This is a genomic window from Thalassolituus sp. ST750PaO-4 (assembly GCF_020320405.1).
GTDB lineage: Bacteria > Pseudomonadota > Gammaproteobacteria > Pseudomonadales > Oceanobacteraceae > Venatoribacter > Venatoribacter alkanivorans.
This window is the reverse complement of sequence record NZ_JABVCB010000012.1, coordinates 266,910-289,407: the sequence shown is the minus strand read 5'-3', so window position 1 is coordinate 289,407 and position 22,498 is coordinate 266,910. Positions and strand designations below refer to the sequence as shown.

Below are 22,498 nucleotides of genomic sequence, written 5' to 3'. Positions count from 1 at the left end.
AACCTCAGTCATCTGCCGGAGAAATTTCACACATCAACGGATGCTGACAATCTCTTGCATATTGATTCACTACAGCCGCTTTAGTTTCCGCTACGTCTTTCGTATGTATTGCGCAAACTGCACTGCCTTTAGTGTGAACCGTTAACATAATCTGCGTTGCCTGCTCTGGCGTTTTACTGAAAAAACGCTGCAACACTTCAACTACGAACTCCATGGGTGTGTAGTCATCATTCATCATAACCACACAATACATAGGGGGCTTTTTCAGAGCTGGCTTTACCGCTTCAGTTACCACCCCGCCATGATCATTGGAGTAAGGATCTTCTGCTTGTAAGTTTAGTTGAGAATCAAAGATGTGGTGCATAGCCTGATAGAATCGTTGCATTTTGCTGGCATGATAACCCTCTGCCCCCCTCACCTCTAGCACAGCAATGCTTCCAGGGTGTTATTTGTTAAATGCGGGCGCCCCAAACAATAACAAGTATGAATGCAAATAAAGACCACTTATGGACGCTTGACGCTCTGTTTTTGTGGGGTTAGTGTGTTATTCAGCCATGGGTAGTAAGCCAGAGCTTATTTCAGTCGTAAGGCATGCAAGGGAGGCATAATAATGAAAACAGGGAAGGTAAAGTGGTTCAACAACGCAAAAGGCTACGGTTTCATTCTTGCTGATGACAGCAATGAAGACCTGTTCGCCCATTACTCAACGATCCAGATGGATGGCTACCGCACACTGAAAGCCGGCCAGGCCGTTCAGTTTGACACCAAGCCCAGCGATAAAGGCACCCATGCTATTAATATCCGCGCTCTAGAGACTGATGCAGCTTCGGCTGATAACGAAACCTCAGACGAGCATTCATTTGCTCCCGAGGGAGCCTGATCTCATCAGGCTACATACACGACAAGACAAACGGACATAAAAAAACCGCCTTTCGGCGGTTTTTTTATGTTGCTTAACTGATCAGCAGGAGTGGCCATCAATGGCCGCATTCAACGTTGCACTTGGACGCATCGCCTTCTCTGCCAAAGCCGGCACCGGACGATAGTAACCGCCAATGTCAACTTTGCTACCCTGCACTGCGGACAGCTCAGCCATAATTGCCGCTTCGTTATCCGAGAGTTTTTTCGCCAGCGGCGCAAAGCATGACTGAAGGTCAGCATCTTTAGTCTGCTCAGCCAGTGCTTTTGCCCAATACAGCGCCAGATAAAAATGACTGCCGCGGTTATCAATATCACCCACTTTACGGGATGGCGATTTGTTATTGTCGAGCACCTGACCTGTTGCGAGATCCAGTGTTTCTGCCAGCACGTGAGCTTTATCATTGCCGGTAGCATGCGCCAGATGCTCAAGAGAGGCCGACAATGCCATAAATTCACCCAGCGAATCCCAGCGCAGGAAATCTTCTTCCAGTAACTGCTGTACATGCTTAGGTGCAGAACCACCGGCACCTGTTTCAAACAGACCACCGCCAGCCATTAATGGCACGATAGAGAGCATTTTGGCGCTGGTGCCCAGCTCCATAATCGGGAACAGATCCGTCAGGTAATCACGCAGAACGTTACCGGTAACGGAAATCGTATCTTTGCCTTCTTTCAGGCGCTGCAGGGTTACACGGGTCGCTTCTTCCGGGGTCATAATGCTGATATCCAGACCCGAGGTATCATGCTGCGCCAGATATTTCTCAACCTTGGCAATCAGCTGTGCATCATGAGCACGGTTTTTATCCAGCCAGAAAATCGCTGGCGTATCACTCAGACGGGCACGGGTTACTGCAAGCTTCACCCAGTCCTGAATCGGTGCATCTTTGGCCTGACACATACGCCAGATATCGCCTTCTTCTACGGCATGCTCAAGCAATACGTTACCGCCAGCGTCGACAACCTGAACGCGGCCATCCGCCTGAATCTCGAAGGTTTTATCGTGTGAACCGTATTCTTCCGCCTTCTGCGCCATCAGGCCAACATTAGGCACGCTGCCCATTGTGCGCGGATCGAACGCACCATTTTTCTTACAGAAGTTAATGGTTTCCTGATACACGCCGGCATAGCAGCGATCCGGAATAATGGCTTTGGTGTCCTGCAGACCACCTTCTTTATCCCAGAACTTACCAGACGCCCGGATCATCGCGGGCATAGACGCATCAACAATCACATCGTTTGGTACATGCAGGTTGGTGATACCCTTATCGGAATTCACCATACCCAGCTCAGGACGCTTGCTGTAACACGCCTGAATATCGGCTTCGATGGCAGCGCGCTGCTCTTCTGGCAGGTGGCGCAGCTTCCACAGCAAATCACCCAGACCGTTATTTGGATTAATGCCCAGCTCATCAAAGGTTTCGGCGTATTTTTCAAACACATCAGAGAAGAATACAGATACCGCATGACCAAAGATGATCGGATCGGATACTTTCATCATGGTGGCTTTCAGGTGCACAGACAGCAGTACACCCTGCTGACGCGCATCTTCAAACTCACGGGCAAAAAATTCACGCAGCGCCTTACGACTCATCACTGAAGCATCGATAACTTCATCAGCCAGCAGCGGCAGTTTGGCTTTAAGAACCGTTTTTTCACCATCAGCGGTGATGAATTCAATACGGGCATCGGTCGCCGCTGCCATGGTTACCGACTTTTCACTGCCGTAGAAATCGCCATGATCCATGTGGGCAACATGGGTTTTAGAATCCGCAGACCATTCACCCATGCTGTGAGGATTATTGCGGGCGTACTGTTTAACCGAGGCTGGCGCGCGACGGTCTGAGTTGCCTTCACGCAATACCGGGTTTACCGCACTGCCTTTGATTTTGTCGTAACGGCGCTTGGCTTCTTTTTCTTCCTCAGTTTCCGGCTCTTCCAGATAACGGGGGATTTTAAAACCCTTGGCTTTTAATTCTTTGATGGCATCAATCAGCTGCGGCACAGAGGCACTGATATTTGGCAGCTTAATGATGTTGGCTTCAGGACGGTTCGCCAGAGCACCCAGCTCTGCCAGGTCGTCAGACTGACGTTGTTCTTCGGTCAGGTATTCCGGGAAAGCAGCCAGAATACGGCCGGCAAGAGAGATGTCGCGGGTTTCAACAGCAATACCAGCAGACTGAGTAAATGCCTTAACGATCGGAAGCAGAGAATAGGTTGCCAGTGCCGGCGCTTCATCGGTCTCTGTGTAAATGATCTTTGGGGTATCGGTGGACATTGTTACTCCTATCGCATGGTAGCTGATTGCTGTTTCGCATGAGGCTTAACAGGCGGGTAGCTTTTGGCCACCGCATTTCCTGTACAATAAAGCCTCCGGTTCGGGATCTGTCCTGCTTATGCTGGGACAGTCAACCGCATCGGTGCCGGGGATTAGTTCCGGCGACTCATAGAGTCCGGGGCGGTAATTTGTAGTTTTTCTACAAAAAATGCAAGCTAGACGAAAGAATAAGTAGTTTTCTTACAGAACCAACCAGACAAAGCCATGGCCACCCTGATACTGCTCAACAAGCCTTTTAACGTCCTCTCCCAGTTTAGTGACTCTGAGGGGCGCTGCACGCTCAAGGCGCATATTGTCCTACCCGGCGTTTATCCGGCCGGCCGTCTCGATTACGACTCCGAAGGTCTGCTGCTTCTGACCGACAACGGCCAGCTGCAGGCGCGTATCGCCGACCCGCAGCACAAGATGGAAAAAACCTACTGGGTTCAGGTTGAGGGGATTCCGGATGATGCCGCCCTTCAGGCCTTGCGCAGCGGCATCACCTTAAAAGACGGGCCGACCCGCCCCGCTGGCGCCCGCATTATTGAAGAACCGCCACTATGGCCCCGCCATCCGCCCATCCGCCAGCGCGCCAACGACATCACCAGCTGGCTTGAGATCCGCATCCGTGAAGGCCGCAACCGTCAGGTGCGGCGCATGACCGCTCATATCGGACACCCGACCCTGCGCCTGGTGCGCGCCAGTATTGGCCCCTGGTCTCTGGGGGATCTGCAGCCCGGCGAATACCGCAAAGAAACTATACACATGCCAGCACCACCGCCGGGCAAATCCCGTCCCTCCACACAGCCGCGTGACAGGCGCAAAATCAACCCGGCACGCAAACCGCGCTGATTTGAGCAAGCGCCCTTATTTCGGGTAAACTCCCTGCCCCTTTTTTGTCAGGATGTCTCATGTCTGAGCGCTGGACTCCACATGCCACCGTTGCCACCATCGTTGAACACGAAGGCCGCTTCCTTATGGTTGAAGAAATCAGCCTCGGCCAGCAGGTAATCAATCAGCCAGCCGGACATATAGAAGAAGGCGAAACCGTTATCGACGCGGCACGGCGCGAGACCCTGGAAGAAACCGGCTGGCTGGTGGAGCCTGAGGGCCTGGTTGGCCTGTACACCTACACCGCCCCGGCCAATCAGGTGACCTACCACCGCTACTGCCTGTTCGCCCGGGCGCTGCATGCGGTGGAAGGCGCTGTGCTCGATGATGGCATTATTGGCCCGCGCTGGCTGAGCATTGATGAACTGCGCGCAAGCACACAGCTGCGCAGTCCGATGGTTCTGACCTGTATTGAGGATTATCTCGCCGGGAAGCGTTACCCTCTGGACGTTATTGTAGAGCACCCTTAATCATGAAAACGCCTTCTGAAACCAAAGTCATTGTCGGCATGTCCGGCGGCGTCGACTCCTCTGTTTCCGCTTACCTTCTGCTTGAGCAGGGCTATCAGGTCGAAGGCCTGTTCATGAAGAACTGGGACGAAGACGACGGTACCGAATACTGCACCGCCAAAGAAGATCTGGCCGATGCCCAGCAGGTATGCGACACCCTGGGTATTAAGCTGCATCAGGCCAACTTTGCTGCCGAATACTGGGACAATGTGTTCGAGTATTTCCTCAACGAATACAAAGCCGGCCGTACGCCCAATCCGGATATCCTGTGTAACCGTGAAATCAAGTTCAAAGCTTTCCTCGATTACGCCAAGGTGCTGGGTGCCGACCTGATCGCCACCGGACACTATGTGCGTCGCCTTGATAAAGACGGCCACACTTATCTGCTTAAAGGGCTCGACGCTAACAAAGATCAGAGCTACTTCCTGCATGCCGTCGGTGAAGCCGAAATCCGCCAGACCCTGTTTCCGGTTGGTGAACTGGAAAAACCGGAAGTACGCCGTCTCGCCGAAGAACAGGGGCTGATCACTGCGGGCAAAAAAGATTCCACTGGCATCTGCTTTATTGGCGAGCGCCGTTTCAGCGATTTTCTTAAGCAATATCTGCCTGCCCAGCCCGGCCGCATTGAAACCGATAAAGGTGAGGACATTGGTGCCCATCAGGGGTTGATGTACCACACCCTGGGTCAGCGTCAGGGACTCGGCATCGGTGGTTTGGCCGGCTATCCGGATGAACCCTGGTTTGTTGCCGGCAAAGATCTGGAACGGAATGTTCTGATCGCCGTTCAGGGTAAAAACCACCCACTATTGTTCAAAGACTGGCTGACCACCGAACAGGTTTTCTGGGTCAACGGCGAACCTGAGCTGCCACTGCGCTGCAGCGCCAAAGTGCGCTACCGCCAGGATGATCAGGCCTGCCTGATCGAACGTGATGGCAACCAGTACCGCATTACCTTTGATCAGCCACAGCGCGCTATTACGCCGGGCCAGTCGGTGGTGTTTTATGTTGGCGAAACCTGCCTCGGTGGCGGGGTTATTGAACAGACCGGTGACAACGAATGATGCTTTCCCGCAATGAAGAGCAAGCCATTGCCCTGGCTGCCGTGGTACAGGCTGCGGTGCTGGTTGAACAGTTGGCCCGGACCGGTGACATCCCTGCCGATTCATCGGAGCCATTGTTACGCGCCCTGTTTATTCAGTCGCCGCAGCATTTCAGCGATGTTTACGGTAACCCTCATGCCAGTCTGAACGTTGGCCTGAACCACCTGGGTACCATGCTCAATCGCTCAATGCAGGGCGTCAGCCCTGACGTTACCCGCTACGCCCTGAGCCTGTTGCATCTGGAGCGCAAGCTGCGTCAGAAACCAGCGATGATGGCCGCGCTGGGCGATGGTATCCAGAGTGCCTCGCGCCAGGCGGATCATTTTTCAGTTGGCCACGAGAACACCGTCGCCGCACTGGCAGGCCTGTATAAGCAGACACTGAGCAATCTCAGCTTCCGCATTCACGTCACCGGCAACCCGACACACCTGCAGAATGCCCACACTGCCAACCGCGTACGCGCGCTGCTGCTGGCCGGGATCCGCGGCGCCATTCTCTGGCGTCAGGTTGGCGGCAAACGCTGGCACCTGCTGATAAACCGCAGTCGCTACCTGAAAGCCTGTACCACCCTGCTGCAAAACCCTGCGGATAACGATCGCCAGCCATGACCAGAAAACACATCGACCGAACCTTTACCACCGCTCCGATGATGGAAGGGAACAGACAACCAATAAAAACTCAATAAATTCAAAGCCTTAGCAAATACAAAAAAATCTAGAGGCGCACCCTTGGCGCACTCAAAAGGAACTTTTCATGATAAAAAAAGACTTTTCTAATGAAGAATTGTTCCTTATATCCGGCTTACTGCTTCCCTCAGCGTCCGTACTAATCATAATTACGGCTGCAATTTTACAATACATTGGAGTTACTATTTTTGGTGCAACAGACGTTTTCGCTAAATCCGGAACAGTCATACTTGTACTATCAATCTTTGTTACCTACAAAAAATCTCAGCACAAAGATGAGTTTTCAGTAATTTTAACGAACAAAGCAAAGTCGACTATGCGCGGCATAATCGCTTCGCGAAACATCAGAGATGAGACGGGAAAGAGAAAGTACACTAAAGAGGATAGAGAAATAATCGATGAGCTAGTTGAAACCATTTCAGACACACTCAATAAAACTTGCCATCAAGCTTTAGAGACAAACCTTTACCTTTTCGAATATAGAACTGCCGTTTCAGGAGCAATTGTCTCCGCCACACAAGGTATAAACGCGAACACGTTTGTCAGTATCGCATTTGTTGCGATTGTTTCCACATACATACTTCTCACATATGCAAACATATACAAACTAGCGACAACAGCTATAGAAAACCTTTCAACAGAACTCGACCAAATATCTACAAAGCGCGATCAATCGACCGCCCTTCCCCCTAGTAACCAAACCTCCCCTCCCAAGGCTTTATAACCACAGCTTCGCTCCCATTAAGATCAACGACACCAAGGCTAAAACCACTGGAAAAAGCATTTCAAAAGCAATCCACCGAATTAGTCGTCCTCGCTGCAACTCCCAGAAACCAAGCTCCATTCTCCGAACGCTTTCCTGTAAATATTCGTGCCCATTAGTTATTGTTGCGATATTGGCCAATGCTGCATTCACTCGCTGCCGGAGGTCGTTCAGTTCTCCCCCTGAAGGTTGCGCTGCATTCATGAGGTCGTGCAGCGATGTCGAAGCACTCTCCATTCGCTCTTTACTAACGGCCCACCAAGAGAAAATAGTCGATTGACGAAAGTCATCCACACCTGGTGCCAGACTCTCCACATCGGCTAGAAATGACCCATTTGAGACCATAGGAATAGCCACACCGGTTAGCCGTAGACTGCACTCCCTAAAGTCATCTATCGCTTCCAGAAAAAAAGCTAATAGAAAGTAGAGTGTGGTGAACCAGAAGAAAGTTTCTATGGCCTCCACATCCAGACCATCAAACCTCACGCCCAAAAAAGAACTTCCAGAGTTGATACCGCTAGAGGCGGTCGAAAGAAGCAACAAGACAACCGATATAGAAACCAGCCTCTTTCTATAACGCGCAGCCACCTCATTGACTGGTGTTAAATTAGGCTTTAGGAGGATGTCTTTATATTTACTCATGCTGATTCCTTAGTGTGCTTCTATAAGCGACATCATATTCATAGTAACAAGCAACGTCAGCTAATTGAGCTACGAGTCCAAGGCCTTCTGCCCGGTGCGCCAGAGCTACACATTCCGGATGCTGGCGCACTTTTGGCACCCCCAAGGGTACGCATCCCATACGAACTAGCGCCTAACGTGTTAAAATCCGTCTTCTGCAGCCAACACCACACTCAAAAAACCCGTAAATGACTGATTTTAAAAGAAAATTTTCGACAGCACCGATGATGGAGTGGTCCGACCGTCATTGCCGCTATTTCTGGCGCCAGCTGACACGTCATGCCGTGCTCTATACCGAAATGGTTACAACCGGCGCCCTGATTCACGGCAACCGCGAACGCTTCCTTGAGTACAGCGAGCTTGAGCATCCTGTCGCTCTGCAGTTGGGTGGCAGCAATCCGCAGGCGCTGGGCCAGTGCGCACGCTTTGCTGAAGAATGGGGCTATGACGAAGTTAACCTGAACGTGGGCTGCCCCAGCGACCGGGTGCAGAACAATATGATCGGCGCCTGCCTGATGGCTCACCCGCAGCTGGTGGCCGACTGTGTTAAGGCCATGAAAGACTCAACCAGTATTGATGTTACGGTTAAACACCGTATCGGCATCGATGATCAGGACAGCTATGAACAGCTGCGTGATTTTGTCGGCACCGTTGCCGATGCCGGCTGTGAGACCTTTATCGTGCATGCGCGCAAAGCCATTCTGCAGGGCCTGTCACCGAAGGAAAACCGCGAGATTCCACCGCTGAAATACGACACCGTATTCCGCCTGAAACAGGAATTTCCGCAGCTGGAGATTCTGATCAACGGCGGCATCACCACCCACGAGCAGATTGCAGAGCTGATGCCCCATGTTGATGGTGTGATGCTTGGTCGCGAGGCTTACCATAACCCGTCGGTTCTGGCCGAGGTGGACCAGCGTTATTACGCCGCGACGTCAGAACACAGCGAAAGCCCAGCTGCCATCGATAAAGCCACCATCGTGCGCAGTCTCTACCCTTATATCGAACAGCAGCTGAGCAAAGGCGCAACGCTGCACCATATCAGCCGTCATACTCTGGGGCTGTTCAATGGTCAGCCTGGTGCGCGTCTCTACCGTCGCCATCTGAGCGAGCAGGCACCGAAGCGTACTTCCGGGGTTGAGGTGCTTGAACAGGCACTGGCGCTGATGGGTTATTAACCCGCAGCGCCAATTTCGGTTGCCAACGGCCGGACTTTGACGGCTTACTGAGTCGCCTTTGCTTTCTTATCCATCTCCGCTTTCAGACGTAACGCATCGCCCAGACCGCCAACATTCGTGACCTGGGTGTAACCGAGTTCCAGCAGCGCATCACGGGCAATGCCAGCCCGGCGGCCGGACTTACAGTACAGGTAGATGTCGGCGTCTTTTTCCAGCTTCAGTTTGCCAATCTGCTCCGCCATCTGCTGGTGAGGAATGTGATGCGCGGCACCAACATGTCCGGCATTGAATTCATCGGCGGTGCGCACATCAATCCAGACCGGCTCACCGGCCAGAGCAACCACACTGATCAGCCATAACGCAATGCTGCTGAAAACTTTCATAATCCATCCCCAAGTGTTTGTATTGAAATGCTTTTTTAACAGAGAAAGGCAAGGGCCGCATTGACCTTGTACCTTCATTGCGACACTCTACTCAGTATCCGATCAAACTTCAGCATAGCCCGCCACAGCAAGGCCCTGCTGCCGCAAATAAGGTTTTGGAACCCCATGAGCAAACTGGACGCCCTGAGAGCCATGACCGTTGTCGTTGCCGACACCGGTGATATCGACGCCATCCGCCAGCACAAGCCGCAGGATGCCACCACCAACCCGTCACTGATTCTGAAAGCGGCTGAACTGCCGGCTTACCAGGATCTCATCCGTCACTCACTGCAGTGGGCGCAAGGCATCCATAACAGCGACAGCCTGATTGTGAACGCCTGTGACAAAATCGCCGTGGCGATTGGCTGCGAAATCCTGAACATCATCCCCGGCCTGATCTCCACCGAGGTCGACGCCCGTTTATCCTTTGATACCGCCGCAACCGTTGCCAAAGCACGCAAGCTGATTCAGATGTACGCCGATGCCGGCATTGGCCGCGAACGCATTCTGATCAAAATCGCTTCCACCTGGGAAGGTATTCAGGCCGCGCGCATCCTTGAGCAGGAAGGCATTCACTGTAACCTGACCCTGCTGTTCAACTTCAGCCAGGCCGTAGCCTGCGCCGAAGCCGGGGCAACACTTATTTCTCCGTTTGTCGGTCGTATTCTCGACTGGTACAAAGCCAGCAAGCCGGACGCCGATTACAGCGGCAAAGCCGATCCGGGTGTTATTTCCGTCAGCCAGATTTACAACCATTACAAAGCTCACGGCTACAAGACGGTGGTAATGGGTGCCAGCTTCCGCAACACCGGCGAAGTGGAAGCGCTGGCCGGTTGCGACAAGCTGACTATCAGCCCGGAGCTTCTGGCTCAGCTCAGCAGTGCCAATGGCGATTTGCCGCAACAGCTGAACCCAGCGCAAGCCCACTCTGAAATCGCCAAACACAGCGTCAGCGAAGCGCAGTTCCGCTGGGCGATGAATGAAGATGCCATGGCCACCGAAAAACTGGCCGACGGCATCCGCCGCTTTGCCGCGGATCAGCAATTACTTGAACAACGCCTGAGTCAGTTACTGTGATTGAACGCCTGCTGAGCCTGTTTCGTGACGAACAAAAGCGTCCGGAACCCCACCACATCAATCTGGCCTGTGCAGCGCTGCTGGCCGAAGTCATGCGCGCTGATCACAGCATCGATGCAGAGGAAGAACAGGCACTGGCTTTGGTGCTGAAAAACCTGTTTAACCTGAGCAGCAGCGAGTGCAGCGAACTGCTGCAGGATGCTCTGCAGCGGGTGGAAATATCCAGCGACCTGTTTCAGTTTACTGCGGTCATCAATCAGCAACTGGATGCCGCAGCCAAGTTCCGGCTGATGACCGGGCTGTGGCAGGTTGCCTACAGCAGCAACGGGCTGGATAAATACGAAGAGCACATTATCCGCCGCATCGCAGAACTGCTGTACGTTCCTCACAGCGAGTTTATCCGTGCCAAACTGGAAGCTCGGGATTCTCAGTGATCAGCGATCTGACCAGCGAATTTGATGCCCTGGTGGCTGCATTACAGACACTGCGCCAGCAATTACAGGACGCCCGCCCCGCCCTCTGGATTCCGCTTAATCCCGGCGAGCAGAAAGCAACCAGCCAGCTGCAGTTTCTGACCGATATTATCTGTGACCTGTGGTATCGCGATGGTCAGGATGGCCGCGAAACCCGCAGCCGCCACGGCTTAGTCATGGCCAATGCAGAAATTGCAGAACAAATCCGGGCCATCAATCTGCAGAAAGACCGTTTCCGCAAAGCCGTGCAGCAGGTGCGTCAGGAATTGGACAATAATGACTGGCTGGAACATTACAGCCAGCTTGGCCAGCGCCACGATTCTCTGCGTGAATCCCTGACCTTTGCCGGCCTTAAACGCATCCATTTAAAACAGTGTTTCCGTCATATTCCGCTGCTTGAACATTGCCCGCAAAAAGTCGGCTTCAGCTGGTACGTCAACGGCCGCAGCATTAAAAAAATCAGTGTTCAGCAGGCGCAGGAAAAACTGCTGGAGCTGGGAGAAGAAAAAACACATATCCAGATGCAACTGAATAAACTGGCGCAGTTACCGCCTCACCTGCAACTGGCACAGATACAAACCCTGGCACCCGTGGTGCGGGCTAATCTGGTATTTAAACCTGAGTCAGGCCTGAGCAGAAAAGCCATGAATCTGGCGCTGCCATTATTTATTGCCGACTCCGACGCACAACTGCCGGCGTTTAATGAAATACCACCCGAACCACCAAGCGGACGCACCCGCCAGCAACGTGGTGATCAGAAAATCAGCGCCGAAGCATTTTTGCCCAGCCTGCGCATTCATACTTATCAGGCATAAAACCCGGGCAATAAAAACAGAGCAATAAAAAAGCCGCAAAAGCGGCTTTTTTATTGCTCTGAACATGCATCTGAACACTTACAGGCGGTTCAGACCATTCAGTGCTGCAACCCGGTAAGCTTCTGCCATGGTCGGATAGTTAAAGGTGGTGTTCACAAAATATTTCAGTGAATTCCCTTCGCCCTTCTGACTCATAATTGCCTGACCGATGTGCACAATTTCAGCCGCCTGATCACCAAAGCAATGAATGCCGAGGATTTCCAGCGTCTGGCGATGGAATAATATTTTCAGCATACCAACGCCTTCGGCGGTGATTTGTGCGCGGGCCAGATTTTTGAAGAAAGCCTGCCCTACCTCGTACGGGATTTTTTCTTCCGTCAGCTGACGCTCAGTTTTACCGACCGAGCTGATTTCCGGAATGGTATAAATCCCGGTTGGAACCGAATCGACAAAACGGAAATCTTCCGGTGAAGCAATAATGGCTGCCGCTGCACGCCCCTGATCGTAGGCTGCAGAAGCCAGTGATGGCCAGCCAATCACATCGCCTACCGCATAGACATTGGAAATGGCCGTGCGATATTCGTGATCGACATCGATCTGACCGCGGCCATTTGGTTTCAGGCCGATATTTTCCAGTCCCAACCCCTTGGTATTACCGCTGCGTCCCGCTGCCCATAGAAAGGCATCCGCTTTTACTTTCTTGCCAGAGGCCATCACCATCGTCACATAACGCTCATTGCCTTCGACCGAATCGAATTGCTCGTTGTGACGGATTAATGCACCTTTATCACGCAGGTGATAACTGAGGGCATCTGAAATTTCATCATCCAGGAAATTCAGCAGACGATCACCCGGGTGAATTAAGTCTACCTTCACACCCAGACCGGAAAAAATAGAGGCGTATTCGCAGCCAATAACCCCGGCGCCATAAATAATAATGGTGCGCGGCGTGTGCTCCAGTTGCAGAATAGTGTCTGAGTCGTAAATACGCGGATGGGTGAAATCAATATTGTCCGGACGCCATGGGCTGGAACCGGTGGCAATAACAATTTCCTGCGCATGCAAACGGGTATTGCTCATGCTGCCATGATAAACATCAATGGTATTGGCGTCGGCAAATTTTGCGTTACCGGTGTACACGCTGATGCGGTTACGCCCGTAAAATTCAGTGCGCAGCTTTACCTGTTTGGCAATTACACGCTCAGCATTTTTTAATACCCGCGGGAAAGAAAACCAGCGCGGCTCGCCAATCTCCCGGAACATCGGATTGGTGTTGAACTGAATGATTTGTTTAACAGCATGACGCAACGCTTTTGAAGGAATTGTGCCCCAGTGGGTACAGTTTCCGCCGACCATGCTTTTATCCTCGACGACCGCCACCTTTTTGCCTTTTTTGGCGGCGTTCATTGCGGCACCTTCCCCGGCGGGGCCTGCACCTATAACAACGACGTCGTAGTGATAATCTGCCATGCCTGTTTACTCCATCATTCCGTCGGATTTCCGCAGAATAGACTGCGGTTTAAAGTGTGCGACAGGCCGTATATTGAGGCCTGCCGCAGCTATCATAGACAGCTGTTATTGTAGGTGAAAATACCTATTCCGCATGATTAGCGCTTAGTCGCATCATAAAAATCTGCGCCAGAGGACTGCTTAGCAGCCTCTTTGCTTTCTTTTTCGCATTTATTCTTGTCGCCACCGCAAACATCACAGGCGCCATCCATACCGATAGCACTCATGCCGCCACAGGAACCACTGATCGGCTTGCGGCCAACTAATACACCAATGGCCATTGCTGCAACGATCAGCAGCATAACGGCGAACGCAACCAACATTGTTAACATAATCAGATCCTCGTAAGTCAGTGTTCAGCTGACTGATAATGTGGAAACAGCTGACGAAAACGACTGGAAGCCAGTTCATAAAAGCCATCATCAGCGCGCACAATCATAAAAACAGCCAGTTGCTCCTGCTCGGCCAGTTGCATTCCGACATCCGGGCCTGCAACATTTAAAGCGGTTGCCCATCCATCGGCCATACCGGCAGACTCATGGACAACGGTTACCGACGCCAGACGATGAACAATCGGGCGACCGGTAAAAGGATTGATGGTGTGAGAATAGCGCACACCATTTTCTTCAAAATAATTGCGGTAATCACCGGACGTTGCGACCGCCATCTCACCAGGCTCAATCACCAGTTCTATGCCGCGTACATCGGGCATACTGCCCGGGCGCTCTACCGCAATACGCCAGAGAGAACCATCCGGCTTCACACCTGAGGTATGCACCTCGCCTCCCACTTCAACCATAAAACGTGAGATGCCCTGAGTACGCAAAAGATCCGCCAGTTCGTCTACCGCCCAGCCTTTGGCAATAGCTGACAAGTCGATATACAGGGGTTTTTGCAGCCGGACCGCTGATGTTGCGGCATTCAGTTCAATGGCTTCCGGCCCGGTTTGCGCCAGCGCCGCAGCAATAGCAGCATCCGAAGGCACCTCATCAGTGGCCGGAGTCGGGCCAAATCCCCAGAGATTCACCAAAGGGCCAACGGTAACATCAAACAGCCCACGACTTTTCGTATGAATTTCCGCAGCGTCAGTGAGGACTGCAAAGAGGTCTTCAGATAATACTGTCCAGCCGCCGTCAGACACAGGCAAACGCCCCTGATTCAGCTTAGATAACTCGGAGTCCGGGTCGTAAGTTGACATGCTGCGGTTGATATCCGCCAGGCGCTGATCAATCTGCGCCTGAATACCGGCTGCAGCCTTCTGGTCCTGCCCGACCCAGAGAATATGATAGGACGTCCCCATGGTCGGTCCACTGATACGGATGACATCATCCGCTGGTTGAGAACACCCGGCCAGAAACACCAAAAGCAAAACAACAAAATTACGCATAACAGTTCCCATAAAGGCTGGCCGCAGTATACCTATTGTTGCCGTGGCTTGCATGACACCCGAATGGAAAATACCTTTCTCAGCGGCAGCCAGCCGCCCGGCAACTAATAACAAAACAGAATATCCATAGAAATAATCATTACACAGGATGACTACATAATTATATTCTCAGTGCAGCAGTTGATTTAAAATCCGCGTACATACCGGAGAGAGCTATATGCAAGAAGTAATGTCTGATGAAATGCTGGAACTGATCGCCCAGCGCTTCCGACTGCTGTCGGACCCAATGCGCCTGCGAATCCTGCACCAGTTGCAGGGGGGAGAAAAATCCGTCAGCGAGCTGGTTGAGGCGACCGGTGCGTCACAACCTAATGTATCCAAGCACCTTTCAACTCTCCGTACCCACGGCCTGGTTCGCCGTCGCCAGGAAGGCAATATGGCTTACTTCAGTATCGGGGCACCGTTCATTTTTGATGTGTGCAATACCGTCTGCGACAGCATGAAAAGTGAATGGGAGCAGCGTAACTCCCTGCTTGGCCAGTTCAATAACGCCTGAAACCACCTGTCAGGCTTTGGCGACATCCGCCAGAGCCTTCCACAGCGCCCGCACACCTTCGCCACTGACAGCCACAAAACCCAAGCTCTGCCATTGCCGCAGAATTTGCTGAAACTGCCCGCGACTGATACGGATATCATCCACTGCATGCGCCTGAGTGTTACGCTTTAACAGCTGTGATTTCACCGTTCCGGCCACGACGCCCTCCAGTTGCGCGCGTAAACGATCTTCACTGGCACCGCTTTTCAGCAGCGGCATCACGCCCTGCAGCAACTGATCCAGCCGCACCGGCAGCAACACCTCTTCCTGCGACAGATTTCCTCCCTGATAGACCTTGGCAGCAATCTGCAGATTCACCACCTGACGGCTGCGGGCAAGACGCTGACGTGCTGATAATGGCTCCGCCGTCTCTTTTGCAGGTTCAGCGGCGATAGGCATTTCTGCCACCTTCCCTGCTCCGGCAGGCACCCAGCCCGGACCAAGCACCAGCATGGAACTGGACAGAGAAGCCCGCACATGGGACATCAGCTCTTCGCGCAGGTGCCACAGTTTGTAGGGTGACTGCTGAGCCACAATCCGATGAAAACCGGCAAGACGACGCTGATCTTCAGTCAGATTCTTTTCCGGCAGAGTATTTTTAATAAAAGCCAGAGTTGGTTTATTCAGCGATTTGGCATGAACAAATTCACGATGCAGATAGCTGATACCTGTCGGTGCCATCGGGCCGTAATCGTCACCCAGCAACAGAATAAACAGGTCTGCGCTTTCAATTTGCGAGCGCACCAGATTCCAGTCATAAGGGCCGGCATCTTCACGACAGGCAAAGCCGACATTGACCATACCGTGACGGGCAAGCTGCCTTTGTACTTCATAACGTTCCAGATCCAGACCCTGAGAATTTGAGGCCAGATAGACCAGATAGCGTTTATCTACAGGCATTGAGCTCACCGACAGCGATTCCCTTTTATTTGGCAAAGCAATTTGAATTGTTTTCTGACGTCAACTATACCAGCGGCAAAAGACTGAGGACATAGACAAATCCACTGACCGTCAGCACAGAGCCAATTGTTGTCAATGCAATGGCATTAGCCGTCAATTCCGCATCCGCCCCCATACTTCTGGCCATCACGAATGCCGCAGCGGCAGTTGGGCTGGCAAACATCAGACAGATAACACCCAGCTCAACGCCTCGAAAGCCACACACCCATGCCGCCACTGCAATAATAACAGGCACGACCAGCAATTTAAGAGTAACGATATGCAACACGACGGCACTGCCACGTCGCAACGCGGCAAAACTAAGCGACCCACCGACTCCGATTAATGCCAGAGGCAATGTCATCGCCGCCAGAGAGTTACCGACCCGCAACGCAACCTCCGGCAGAGGCCACTGCAACGCACTGAATGGCACAGCCAGGACAATGGCGATGATCAGGGGATTCGACAAGATAAGACGCAACTGAGCCAGCCAGCGAACCTGTTGCTGCCGGGTAAGAAAAAATACAGCCAGCAGATTGTACACCGGGGTAATCACCGCCAGCAGCAAGGCACCCAACACACCGCCTTCCTCACCATAAGCACTAATACAGAGCGCCAGACCGATGATGCCGAGGTTGCTGCGAAACGACGCCTGAATAAAAGCCCCGCGTTGCGGCACAGACAACATAAGCGCCCCTGCCCACAAAGCAGACAGCAGCGCTCCCAGCAGTGCCGCCGACAGAACAAAACCAATCAGGGGTAAATGCTGCCCGGCGCCGCTGTCCGAACGGGCAACAGCCATAAACATCAGAACCGGCAGGGTAATATTGAAAACCAGCTTTGATGACGTGGCGATGAACGCATCATCAATCACGCTACGCCGCCGCAGCAGTAATCCGAGCAAAACAAGGATAAAAATAGGGAGAGTTGTTTCCAGCGTAAACAGCAACGACTGCCAGTACATATCCATTCCGGTTACCGTCAATAATGGTCTGATGTCCGCAGCGTATGCAGACAATCAGCGAGCGGAGCGCCACCTTACGCTTTACACGAAAAAAGTAAATCCGCATTACAACCCCTCACGGACTGCGCTAAAATGGCGGGCTACGCACCTCGCAGCATAATTCCGATGACCCGCATTAAGAAAACCCGCTCCCTGAAGCGCATCCACAAAGTAAAGACCGGCAGCATTTCCAAACTGAAGCGCGAAGCTGGTGCAGACCGTCAGAACACCAAACGCCTTAAAGGCCGTAAAACGCTGTCTGTATTTGAAAAATATCTGCTTGAAAATCCGGAAGCCAAAGAAGCGCTGACCCAGCCAGCGGCTGGTGCCGAACGACCTGCCGCCAAAGGCGCTGACAAGAAAAAAGACGACAAAGCCAAAAAACAAAGCAATGAATCCTCCGTTGCGGAAAAAGCAGAAGAACGCACCGAGCGCAGCAAAACCCTGCTTGAGCAGCTCGACAGCAAAGATTTTGACAATTTCTACTGATGCCAGTCTGGGAAAACACCGGACTGACACTGTCCTGTCATCCGCTCGTACCTGATCATATCGCCCTGCCCTGGGATGCTGCAGACGATTATCTGCTGACCCGGATTGAGCCACTCAAAACCCTGACGATCAACGACCGGCATGGTGCACTGAGCTGTGCACTGGCCGCTCGCGGCATGGACGGTATCAACTGGCATGACAGCGCCTGCGCCTGCGAAGCAACCCGCCGCAATCACTACAACAACCAGCTCCCTCTGGCGAACGATCAACTGATTCTGGACGAAGATCAGATCCCGTCGACAGTACGCCAGGTTCTGATCAAACTGCCGAAAAACCTTGAACAGCTGAAATACTGGCTGCAGTGCTGTCGCGAGCGCCTGCCAGCAGACACCCGCTACCTGCTGGCCGGCATGGTGAAACATATGCCGGTCAGCTGGCTTAACTGGCTGGAACAGGAAGCCGCAACCTACCGCCAGGAAAGAGTTGTCAGGAAGGCGCGCCTGCTTGAACTGACCTTTGCACCGGCCGTAAAAAGAACCGATATCTGGCGCGGCTATCAGACCGCTACAGGCCTGACACTTTCCGGCCTGCCCGGCGTGTTTTCCCGTCAACAGCATGATATTGGCAGCCGGGTTTTGCTGCAGCACACCGACTTACCCTTTGCCGGGCGCCTGTGCGATCTGGGTTGCGGCAATGGTCTGCTGGGCCTGACGCTGAAACAGGCGCATCCGGAACTCGACGTCATTCTCACCGATGACTCCTGGCTGGCGGTGTGTTCCGCCCGCCACAATGCTATTCAGAACAAGCTGGATGTATCCCTGAATCATGGCGACATTCTCGCCGGCATTGAAGAGCCTCTGGACTGGATTGTCTGCAACCCACCATTCCACGATGGTCATAAGCAACTCACCAATATTGCCGAGCGCATGTTTGAGCAAAGCGCAGCGGCTCTGGTATCAGGTGGCCATCTACTGGTAATTGCCAACCGCCACCTCCCTTACGCAGGCAAACTGCGCAAGGAATTCCACGCAGTTGAGGTTTTGTCTTCCGACAGCCGCTTCTCGGTTTACCTTTGCCAGAAACGCTGATTCCGCACATGCAGCAACCATTGATCAGTCTGCAGGCCGAAACTGAAGAAAAGCGCAGCCGTTTTATCAGCCTGATTATTCCTGTTACTTCCGAAGAGTCCGTACGCAACCGCCTGGCTACCGAGTGGCAGGCACATCCGAAAGCCAGCCATATATGCTGGGCTTTCCGTGTGCAGCCAACGCCTGCCAATGCGGATGGCAACCTTCAATTGCAGGAAGGCTATAGTGATGATGGCGAACCATCCGGCACCGCAGGCATGCCCATTCTTAAACAATTACGGCATGGAAACCTGATAAATTGTGCCCTGTTTGTCATTCGCTATTACGGCGGCACCAAGCTCGGCACCGGCGGACTGCAGCGTGCCTACAGCCGCAGTGCACAGGACGTTCTGGCACAACTGAACGAAGAGAGTTGCGAACATATTATTCCCCGCCAGCGTCTACGTATCGCCTGTGATTTTGCCGAGGAGGCCCATATCAGATATCTGGCCGAACGCTATGACGGTGTACTGCAAAACACACAATATGATACGCAGGGGGTCATTCTGGAAGTGGATATTAAAGAGGGGGATGATCGTTTAAGGCAGGACGTCCTTGTCCGGGCAGGCGTATATATCAAAGAATAATTCAGGCCAGACGGCTTTTGCGGGCAGAGCGGGCCTGGTCAATATCAAATACCGGATTGGGTGTTAAATGCTCGGATATAAGGCGATATGCGTTTTGCTCAAGTTCACCAAAACGAACCGTTACCACGCTCAGCGTCTGTGAGGCGCGGCGAACAGAATAAACACTGCCATTACCATTTATTGTACATTCGCCGGCATAACTGCGAACCGTTAACTCAAGCTCAAGGCTCTTATAGCGCCCGGCTTCGTCACGCAGACGTTCCATTTCACACAATTGCAATTCACATTGAAAACCCAGCGGGGTTATCTCAATAATATTGCCTCGCACTAATATGTCGTCTTTTTCTTTTAATAATACGGTTGCCATGCCAATACACACCTGCCAGCTGTACACAAAACAGACAATAGCCTATATACATTTTTATGCCAAGCTCACAAAAACGTGAATGCGTAATGCCCTGTAATGAATTGCATACACATCGCTAATCTTTGTGCTTTGACGCCAAACATATAACGCTGATCGTCCATCATTAACCCTGATTTATACAATATTCACAAATATCTTCGCGATAACGTGACCTACTGCTCATTTATCCGGAAATCCTCTGTATTAGCGAATAACTTAACCAGCCTGACAATAACGGCGAATTACCGCAATGGCGTAATATGGCCAAATCATATCCACCGTTAAATACCATTTCCTTATTCGCGGGTCTCGGACCCATGAGCGACAAGTAAGTTCAATTCCCCCTTACCTCCTGCGGTCGTCAAGGCTACAATTCCGCCCTTCATTCCCTGACCTGACATAACAACAATGACAAAAAAACATTCTCATCTGCTGATGCTGATCTCAGCCATCCTTATTCTGCTGTCCGGTTGCTCCAGCAAGCTGCACATTCCAACCTACGCTGATGCACCGGAAACAGCACCAGCGACCATGCAGCATCCGCTGAGCATTCAGTATCTGGGCGTTGGCGGCCACCTGATCAAATACGATGACGTCACTCTGCTGACAGCACCTTCTTTTACCAACCCGCACTTTATGCGCGTCGGCCCTTTTATGCCGATCAGCACCGATAAAGAGCGTGTCGACCAATACCTGCCGGATGTGTCCGATGCCGAAATGATTCTGGTGGGTCATGCTCATTATGATCACCTGATGGACGTTCCTTACATCATGAATCAGTACGCCACCAAGGCAGATGTCTATGGTTCCCGTACCATGGCCAATACGCTGATGCCTGCAGTACCTGCCGAGCGGATTCATGTGATGAACGATCTTATGGGCAACATCAGCAAACCCGGCGAATGGGTATACAGCCATAGCGGGCGTATCCGCATCATGGCGCTGGAGTCTTTTCATGCCCCCCACTTTATGGGCATGAAGTTTATGCAGGGTACCTATGATGAGCCGCAGGAATCGCTGCCATGGCATGCCTTTGGCTGGAAAGAAGGTCAGACGCTGGCCTTCCTGATCGATTTTCTTGATCAGAATAAAGAGCCCGCTTACCGTATTTTTTATCAGGATTCAGCCAGTCAGGAACCACTGGGTCTGGTGCCAGAACTGGATGATCAGAAAGACATCGACATCGCGATTCTTTGTCCGGCGTCATTCTCTCAGGTTGATAACTACCCTGAGTCCATCGTGAAAAACACCCAAGCCAAACATTTTATTCTGGGCCACTGGGAAGACTTTTTTGCCAACGACCTCAGTGGCGAGCAGCGCTTTGTCCGCAACACCAATCAGGATGAATTTATTGAGCGGTTAAATGCCGTCCTGCCTGCCGGCAGCGACTGGACCTTGCCTGCTTTATTCAGCATTCAATACTTTGCCCCCGAAGGAGCATCTGCACAGTGACCACCACTCCGATTCAGCGCGCCAGTCTGTGCGCCGCTATTGCCAGCATCAACCTGCCACATATCCATTTCTGGTGTGAGCAGCAAAACGGCGATCCGGAAGCCTACCGCAAGCTGTTGAGCAAAGTGCTGTCCTACCTGCGCGGCGAGCTGAAATCGGAAGCCAACCTGCTGCGCTTTCACGAGGCCTTTTCCGAGTGGCGTCTGGCACAGAACGAAGAAGACTCGCTCTCCTATCGCATTCTGGAAGCCAGCTGCGCCGCCCTGTACAGTGCCACCGAAACCCTGTTCGACGCCGAATGTGACGATCTTGAGCTGCTGCGCCAGAGCCTGAGCGCTATTTACGATGAAATGGACGAACTGGGCGCCGAAACGGGTGATCTGCGCGAATACTGGCAGAGCCTGCAGTCAGAATGGCGCGACATGATCACCGACAGCAGCCGCATTCCGCTGCCTAAAGCCTATTTCGCATGGCTGAAAGAAGCGGATGTCAGCCTGTTCGGACTGGCTGATTAAAGCAGGATGCTGCCCGCGGGCTTTCAGGATAAACTGCCCGGAAGCCCGCGCACTAACGACCAAGGAACTGTTATGAGAAAGATGCCTTCAGCCCTCAAAGCATTCACGCTGAGCCTGACACTGCTTGCCAGTACACTGAGCTATGCCTCGCCAGCCTCAATGGAAACCCTGCGCCTGCGCGATCAGCATGACACCCCTATTAAGATGTCCGCCAACGTGCGCTTTGTCATCTTTGCCCACGACATGCCAGGCAAAGATCTGGTGAAAGAGATGCTGGCCAAAGCCGGCGAAAACTACCTGACCGAACATCACGTCGTGTTTGTTGCCGATGTCAGTGGCATGCCGCGCATCATCGCCCGAATGTTCGCCTACCCCGCCATGCGTAAAGCACCCTATCAGATTCTGATTGACGAAGTCGGCAGCCGCACCGGTGACTGGGAGCGTCAGGACTCGGCCGTTACCCTGTTCCGCCTGCAGGAATTTGCCGTTACCGGCTACGAGTTTATTGATACTCCGGAGGCTCTGAACGAAGCCATTAACCGTGCCGCAGAAGCGGTTACAGAAGCTCCGCAAACACCGACCGAAGAGAGCAACACGGAAACACCGGCCGGCGAATAGATCCAGCGCAAGTTTCGCGCAGCTTTTGCCCGACCCGGGCT

General features: G+C 52.6%; 27 protein-coding genes. 17 read left to right on the top strand and 10 right to left on the bottom strand.

From position 1 onward, the window contains the following. Positions 1-4: 4 nt before the first annotated feature. Positions 5-385 carry an ATP-dependent Clp protease adapter ClpS gene (gene clpS, locus HUF18_RS14455; protein WP_225692685.1) on the bottom strand — a complete coding sequence of 127 codons (381 nt, stop codon included), beginning with the start codon at positions 383-385 and terminating at the stop codon, positions 5-7. A 225-nt stretch (positions 386-610) separates the two neighbouring features. On the opposite strand from clpS, the gene cspD reads away from it, so the two are divergent. Beyond that, positions 611-880: a cold shock domain-containing protein CspD gene (cspD, locus tag HUF18_RS14450; protein ID WP_225692684.1), complete on the top strand. Its 270-nt coding sequence runs from the start codon at positions 611-613 to the stop codon at positions 878-880. Positions 881-961: 81 nt separating this feature from the next. On the opposite strand, the gene HUF18_RS14445 is transcribed toward cspD, so the two are convergent. After that, the gene (locus HUF18_RS14445) at positions 962-3,196 is read right to left on the bottom strand and encodes an NADP-dependent isocitrate dehydrogenase (RefSeq protein WP_225692683.1); all 2,235 of its coding nucleotides are present in this window, start codon (positions 3,194-3,196) and stop codon (positions 962-964) included. 264 nt (positions 3,197-3,460) lie between these two features. On the opposite strand from HUF18_RS14445, the gene HUF18_RS14440 reads away from it, so the two are divergent. The 5 genes from HUF18_RS14440 (at position 3,461) to HUF18_RS14420 (ending at position 7,145) form a co-directional block, all read left to right on the top strand. Then, positions 3,461-4,087 carry a pseudouridine synthase gene (locus tag HUF18_RS14440; RefSeq protein WP_225692682.1) on the top strand — a complete coding sequence of 209 codons (627 nt, stop codon included), beginning with the start codon at positions 3,461-3,463 and terminating at the stop codon, positions 4,085-4,087. A gap of 59 nt (positions 4,088-4,146) precedes the next feature. After that, a complete protein-coding gene (locus tag HUF18_RS14435) occupies positions 4,147-4,596 on the top strand; it encodes an NUDIX hydrolase (RefSeq protein WP_225692681.1) in 450 nt (149 codons plus the stop codon). Between the two features lie 2 nt (positions 4,597-4,598). Further along, positions 4,599-5,696 carry a tRNA 2-thiouridine(34) synthase MnmA gene (gene mnmA / locus HUF18_RS14430; RefSeq protein ID WP_255606140.1) on the top strand — a complete coding sequence of 366 codons (1,098 nt, stop codon included), beginning with the start codon at positions 4,599-4,601 and terminating at the stop codon, positions 5,694-5,696. Further along, positions 5,693-6,343 carry a high frequency lysogenization protein HflD gene (gene hflD / locus HUF18_RS14425; RefSeq protein WP_225692680.1) on the top strand — a complete coding sequence of 217 codons (651 nt, stop codon included), beginning with the start codon at positions 5,693-5,695 and terminating at the stop codon, positions 6,341-6,343. Before mnmA ends, hflD begins: the two co-directional genes overlap by 4 nt. Before the next feature lie 145 nt (positions 6,344-6,488). Further along, a complete protein-coding gene (locus HUF18_RS14420; protein ID WP_225692679.1) occupies positions 6,489-7,145 on the top strand; it encodes a hypothetical protein in 657 nt (218 codons plus the stop codon). Here HUF18_RS14420 and HUF18_RS14415 read toward each other — a convergent pair. Then, positions 7,140-7,826 carry a hypothetical protein gene (locus HUF18_RS14415; protein WP_225692678.1) on the bottom strand — a complete coding sequence of 229 codons (687 nt, stop codon included), beginning with the start codon at positions 7,824-7,826 and terminating at the stop codon, positions 7,140-7,142. The two genes, HUF18_RS14420 and HUF18_RS14415, sit on opposite strands and share 6 nt — an antisense overlap. A gap of 227 nt (positions 7,827-8,053) precedes the next feature. Between HUF18_RS14415 and dusA the strand changes: the two genes are divergently transcribed. Further along, complete coding sequence (gene dusA / locus HUF18_RS14410) at positions 8,054-9,043, top strand: tRNA dihydrouridine(20/20a) synthase DusA (protein WP_225692677.1); 990 nt, start codon at positions 8,054-8,056, stop codon at positions 9,041-9,043. 44 nt (positions 9,044-9,087) lie between these two features. On the opposite strand, the gene HUF18_RS14405 is transcribed toward dusA, so the two are convergent. After that, positions 9,088-9,426 carry a rhodanese-like domain-containing protein gene (locus HUF18_RS14405; protein WP_225692676.1) on the bottom strand — a complete coding sequence of 113 codons (339 nt, stop codon included), beginning with the start codon at positions 9,424-9,426 and terminating at the stop codon, positions 9,088-9,090. A gap of 165 nt (positions 9,427-9,591) precedes the next feature. Between HUF18_RS14405 and tal the strand changes: the two genes are divergently transcribed. Genes tal through HUF18_RS14390 form a run of 3 tightly spaced genes read left to right on the top strand, consistent with a single transcriptional unit; the run spans position 9,592 to position 11,830 of the window. Then, a complete protein-coding gene (gene tal / locus HUF18_RS14400; protein WP_225692675.1) occupies positions 9,592-10,542 on the top strand; it encodes a transaldolase in 951 nt (316 codons plus the stop codon). Continuing rightward, positions 10,539-10,976, top strand: a complete 438-nt coding sequence (locus HUF18_RS14395) for a tellurite resistance TerB family protein (RefSeq protein ID WP_145468616.1) — start codon at positions 10,539-10,541, stop codon at positions 10,974-10,976. Before tal ends, HUF18_RS14395 begins: the two co-directional genes overlap by 4 nt. Continuing rightward, complete coding sequence (locus HUF18_RS14390; RefSeq protein WP_225692674.1) at positions 10,973-11,830, top strand: DNA replication terminus site-binding protein; 858 nt, start codon at positions 10,973-10,975, stop codon at positions 11,828-11,830. The genes HUF18_RS14395 and HUF18_RS14390 overlap by 4 nt, the downstream gene beginning before the upstream one ends. A gap of 78 nt (positions 11,831-11,908) precedes the next feature. Here the strand turns inward: HUF18_RS14390 and sthA are convergent, their stop codons facing one another. The 3 genes from sthA to HUF18_RS14375 all read right to left on the bottom strand — a co-directional run bounded on the left by sthA (position 11,909) and on the right by HUF18_RS14375 (position 14,726). Continuing rightward, the gene (gene sthA / locus HUF18_RS14385) at positions 11,909-13,300 is read right to left on the bottom strand and encodes a Si-specific NAD(P)(+) transhydrogenase (RefSeq protein WP_145468612.1); all 1,392 of its coding nucleotides are present in this window, start codon (positions 13,298-13,300) and stop codon (positions 11,909-11,911) included. A gap of 137 nt (positions 13,301-13,437) precedes the next feature. Next, complete coding sequence (nqrM, locus tag HUF18_RS14380; RefSeq protein WP_225692673.1) at positions 13,438-13,671, bottom strand: (Na+)-NQR maturation NqrM; 234 nt, start codon at positions 13,669-13,671, stop codon at positions 13,438-13,440. 17 nt (positions 13,672-13,688) lie between these two features. Further along, complete coding sequence (locus HUF18_RS14375; protein ID WP_225692672.1) at positions 13,689-14,726, bottom strand: FAD:protein FMN transferase; 1,038 nt, start codon at positions 14,724-14,726, stop codon at positions 13,689-13,691. 217 nt (positions 14,727-14,943) lie between these two features. On the opposite strand from HUF18_RS14375, the gene HUF18_RS14370 reads away from it, so the two are divergent. Beyond that, on the top strand, positions 14,944-15,282 hold the full coding sequence (locus HUF18_RS14370) for an ArsR/SmtB family transcription factor (protein ID WP_145468606.1): 339 nt from the start codon (positions 14,944-14,946) through the stop codon (positions 15,280-15,282). Positions 15,283-15,291: 9 nt separating this feature from the next. On the opposite strand, the gene HUF18_RS14365 is transcribed toward HUF18_RS14370, so the two are convergent. Both HUF18_RS14365 and HUF18_RS14360 read right to left on the bottom strand, forming a co-directional pair. Continuing rightward, the gene (locus HUF18_RS14365; RefSeq protein ID WP_225692671.1) at positions 15,292-16,221 is read right to left on the bottom strand and encodes a DUF4062 domain-containing protein; all 930 of its coding nucleotides are present in this window, start codon (positions 16,219-16,221) and stop codon (positions 15,292-15,294) included. A 64-nt stretch (positions 16,222-16,285) separates the two neighbouring features. Further along, on the bottom strand, positions 16,286-17,230 hold the full coding sequence (locus HUF18_RS14360) for an AEC family transporter (protein ID WP_225692670.1): 945 nt from the start codon (positions 17,228-17,230) through the stop codon (positions 16,286-16,288). A 159-nt stretch (positions 17,231-17,389) separates the two neighbouring features. Here HUF18_RS14360 and HUF18_RS14355 point away from each other — a divergent pair, with 159 nt between their 5' ends. Genes HUF18_RS14355 through HUF18_RS14345 form a run of 3 tightly spaced genes read left to right on the top strand, consistent with a single transcriptional unit; the run spans position 17,390 to position 19,466 of the window. Beyond that, positions 17,390-17,752: a hypothetical protein gene (locus tag HUF18_RS14355; protein WP_225692669.1), complete on the top strand. Its 363-nt coding sequence runs from the start codon at positions 17,390-17,392 to the stop codon at positions 17,750-17,752. Further along, the gene (locus tag HUF18_RS14350) at positions 17,752-18,840 is read left to right on the top strand and encodes a class I SAM-dependent methyltransferase (protein WP_225692668.1); all 1,089 of its coding nucleotides are present in this window, start codon (positions 17,752-17,754) and stop codon (positions 18,838-18,840) included. Before HUF18_RS14355 ends, HUF18_RS14350 begins: the two co-directional genes overlap by 1 nt. Before the next feature lie 8 nt (positions 18,841-18,848). Further along, positions 18,849-19,466 carry an IMPACT family protein gene (locus HUF18_RS14345; RefSeq protein ID WP_225692667.1) on the top strand — a complete coding sequence of 206 codons (618 nt, stop codon included), beginning with the start codon at positions 18,849-18,851 and terminating at the stop codon, positions 19,464-19,466. 1 nt (position 19,467) lies between these two features. Here the strand turns inward: HUF18_RS14345 and HUF18_RS14340 are convergent, their stop codons facing one another. Next, entirely contained in the window at positions 19,468-19,833 is a 366-nt protein-coding gene (locus HUF18_RS14340; RefSeq protein ID WP_145468594.1) for a hypothetical protein, read from the bottom strand. Between the two features lie 447 nt (positions 19,834-20,280). On the opposite strand from HUF18_RS14340, the gene HUF18_RS14335 reads away from it, so the two are divergent. From HUF18_RS14335 to HUF18_RS14325, 3 genes are all read left to right on the top strand, one after another. After that, on the top strand, positions 20,281-21,324 hold the full coding sequence (locus HUF18_RS14335; RefSeq protein ID WP_225692666.1) for an MBL fold metallo-hydrolase: 1,044 nt from the start codon (positions 20,281-20,283) through the stop codon (positions 21,322-21,324). Beyond that, on the top strand, positions 21,321-21,839 hold the full coding sequence (locus HUF18_RS14330) for a hypothetical protein (protein ID WP_145468590.1): 519 nt from the start codon (positions 21,321-21,323) through the stop codon (positions 21,837-21,839). The genes HUF18_RS14335 and HUF18_RS14330 overlap by 4 nt, the downstream gene beginning before the upstream one ends. A 72-nt stretch (positions 21,840-21,911) precedes the next feature. Then, positions 21,912-22,457, top strand: a complete 546-nt coding sequence (locus HUF18_RS14325) for a hypothetical protein (protein ID WP_225692665.1) — start codon at positions 21,912-21,914, stop codon at positions 22,455-22,457. The last annotated feature ends 41 nt before the right edge of the window (positions 22,458-22,498 follow it).

Coding starts and splice junctions, on each gene's coding strand:
- HUF18_RS14420 (WP_225692679.1), top strand. CDS start 6,489: ATGATAAAAAAAGACTTTTCTAATGAAGAATTGTTCCTTATATCCGGC.
- HUF18_RS14355 (WP_225692669.1), top strand. CDS start 17,390: ATGACCCGCATTAAGAAAACCCGCTCCCTGAAGCGCATCCACAAAGTA.
- HUF18_RS14365 (WP_225692671.1), bottom strand. CDS start 16,221: ATGCCTGTAGATAAACGCTATCTGGTCTATCTGGCCTCAAATTCTCAG.
- HUF18_RS14360 (WP_225692670.1), bottom strand. CDS start 17,230: ATGGATATGTACTGGCAGTCGTTGCTGTTTACGCTGGAAACAACTCTC.
- HUF18_RS14415 (WP_225692678.1), bottom strand. CDS start 7,826: ATGAGTAAATATAAAGACATCCTCCTAAAGCCTAATTTAACACCAGTC.
- HUF18_RS14340 (WP_145468594.1), bottom strand. CDS start 19,833: ATGGCAACCGTATTATTAAAAGAAAAAGACGACATATTAGTGCGAGGC.
- HUF18_RS14445 (WP_225692683.1), bottom strand. CDS start 3,196: ATGTCCACCGATACCCCAAAGATCATTTACACAGAGACCGATGAAGCG.
- HUF18_RS14335 (WP_225692666.1), top strand. CDS start 20,281: ATGACAAAAAAACATTCTCATCTGCTGATGCTGATCTCAGCCATCCTT.
- nqrM (WP_225692673.1), bottom strand. CDS start 13,671: ATGTTAACAATGTTGGTTGCGTTCGCCGTTATGCTGCTGATCGTTGCA.
- mnmA (WP_255606140.1), top strand. CDS start 4,599: ATGAAAACGCCTTCTGAAACCAAAGTCATTGTCGGCATGTCCGGCGGC.
- HUF18_RS14405 (WP_225692676.1), bottom strand. CDS start 9,426: ATGAAAGTTTTCAGCAGCATTGCGTTATGGCTGATCAGTGTGGTTGCT.
- dusA (WP_225692677.1), top strand. CDS start 8,054: ATGACTGATTTTAAAAGAAAATTTTCGACAGCACCGATGATGGAGTGG.
- HUF18_RS14440 (WP_225692682.1), top strand. CDS start 3,461: ATGGCCACCCTGATACTGCTCAACAAGCCTTTTAACGTCCTCTCCCAG.
- sthA (WP_145468612.1), bottom strand. CDS start 13,300: ATGGCAGATTATCACTACGACGTCGTTGTTATAGGTGCAGGCCCCGCC.
- cspD (WP_225692684.1), top strand. CDS start 611: ATGAAAACAGGGAAGGTAAAGTGGTTCAACAACGCAAAAGGCTACGGT.
- tal (WP_225692675.1), top strand. CDS start 9,592: ATGAGCAAACTGGACGCCCTGAGAGCCATGACCGTTGTCGTTGCCGAC.
- clpS (WP_225692685.1), bottom strand. CDS start 385: ATGCAACGATTCTATCAGGCTATGCACCACATCTTTGATTCTCAACTA.
- HUF18_RS14370 (WP_145468606.1), top strand. CDS start 14,944: ATGCAAGAAGTAATGTCTGATGAAATGCTGGAACTGATCGCCCAGCGC.
- HUF18_RS14325 (WP_225692665.1), top strand. CDS start 21,912: ATGAGAAAGATGCCTTCAGCCCTCAAAGCATTCACGCTGAGCCTGACA.
- HUF18_RS14435 (WP_225692681.1), top strand. CDS start 4,147: ATGTCTGAGCGCTGGACTCCACATGCCACCGTTGCCACCATCGTTGAA.
- HUF18_RS14345 (WP_225692667.1), top strand. CDS start 18,849: ATGCAGCAACCATTGATCAGTCTGCAGGCCGAAACTGAAGAAAAGCGC.
- HUF18_RS14375 (WP_225692672.1), bottom strand. CDS start 14,726: ATGCGTAATTTTGTTGTTTTGCTTTTGGTGTTTCTGGCCGGGTGTTCT.
- hflD (WP_225692680.1), top strand. CDS start 5,693: ATGATGCTTTCCCGCAATGAAGAGCAAGCCATTGCCCTGGCTGCCGTG.
- HUF18_RS14350 (WP_225692668.1), top strand. CDS start 17,752: ATGCCAGTCTGGGAAAACACCGGACTGACACTGTCCTGTCATCCGCTC.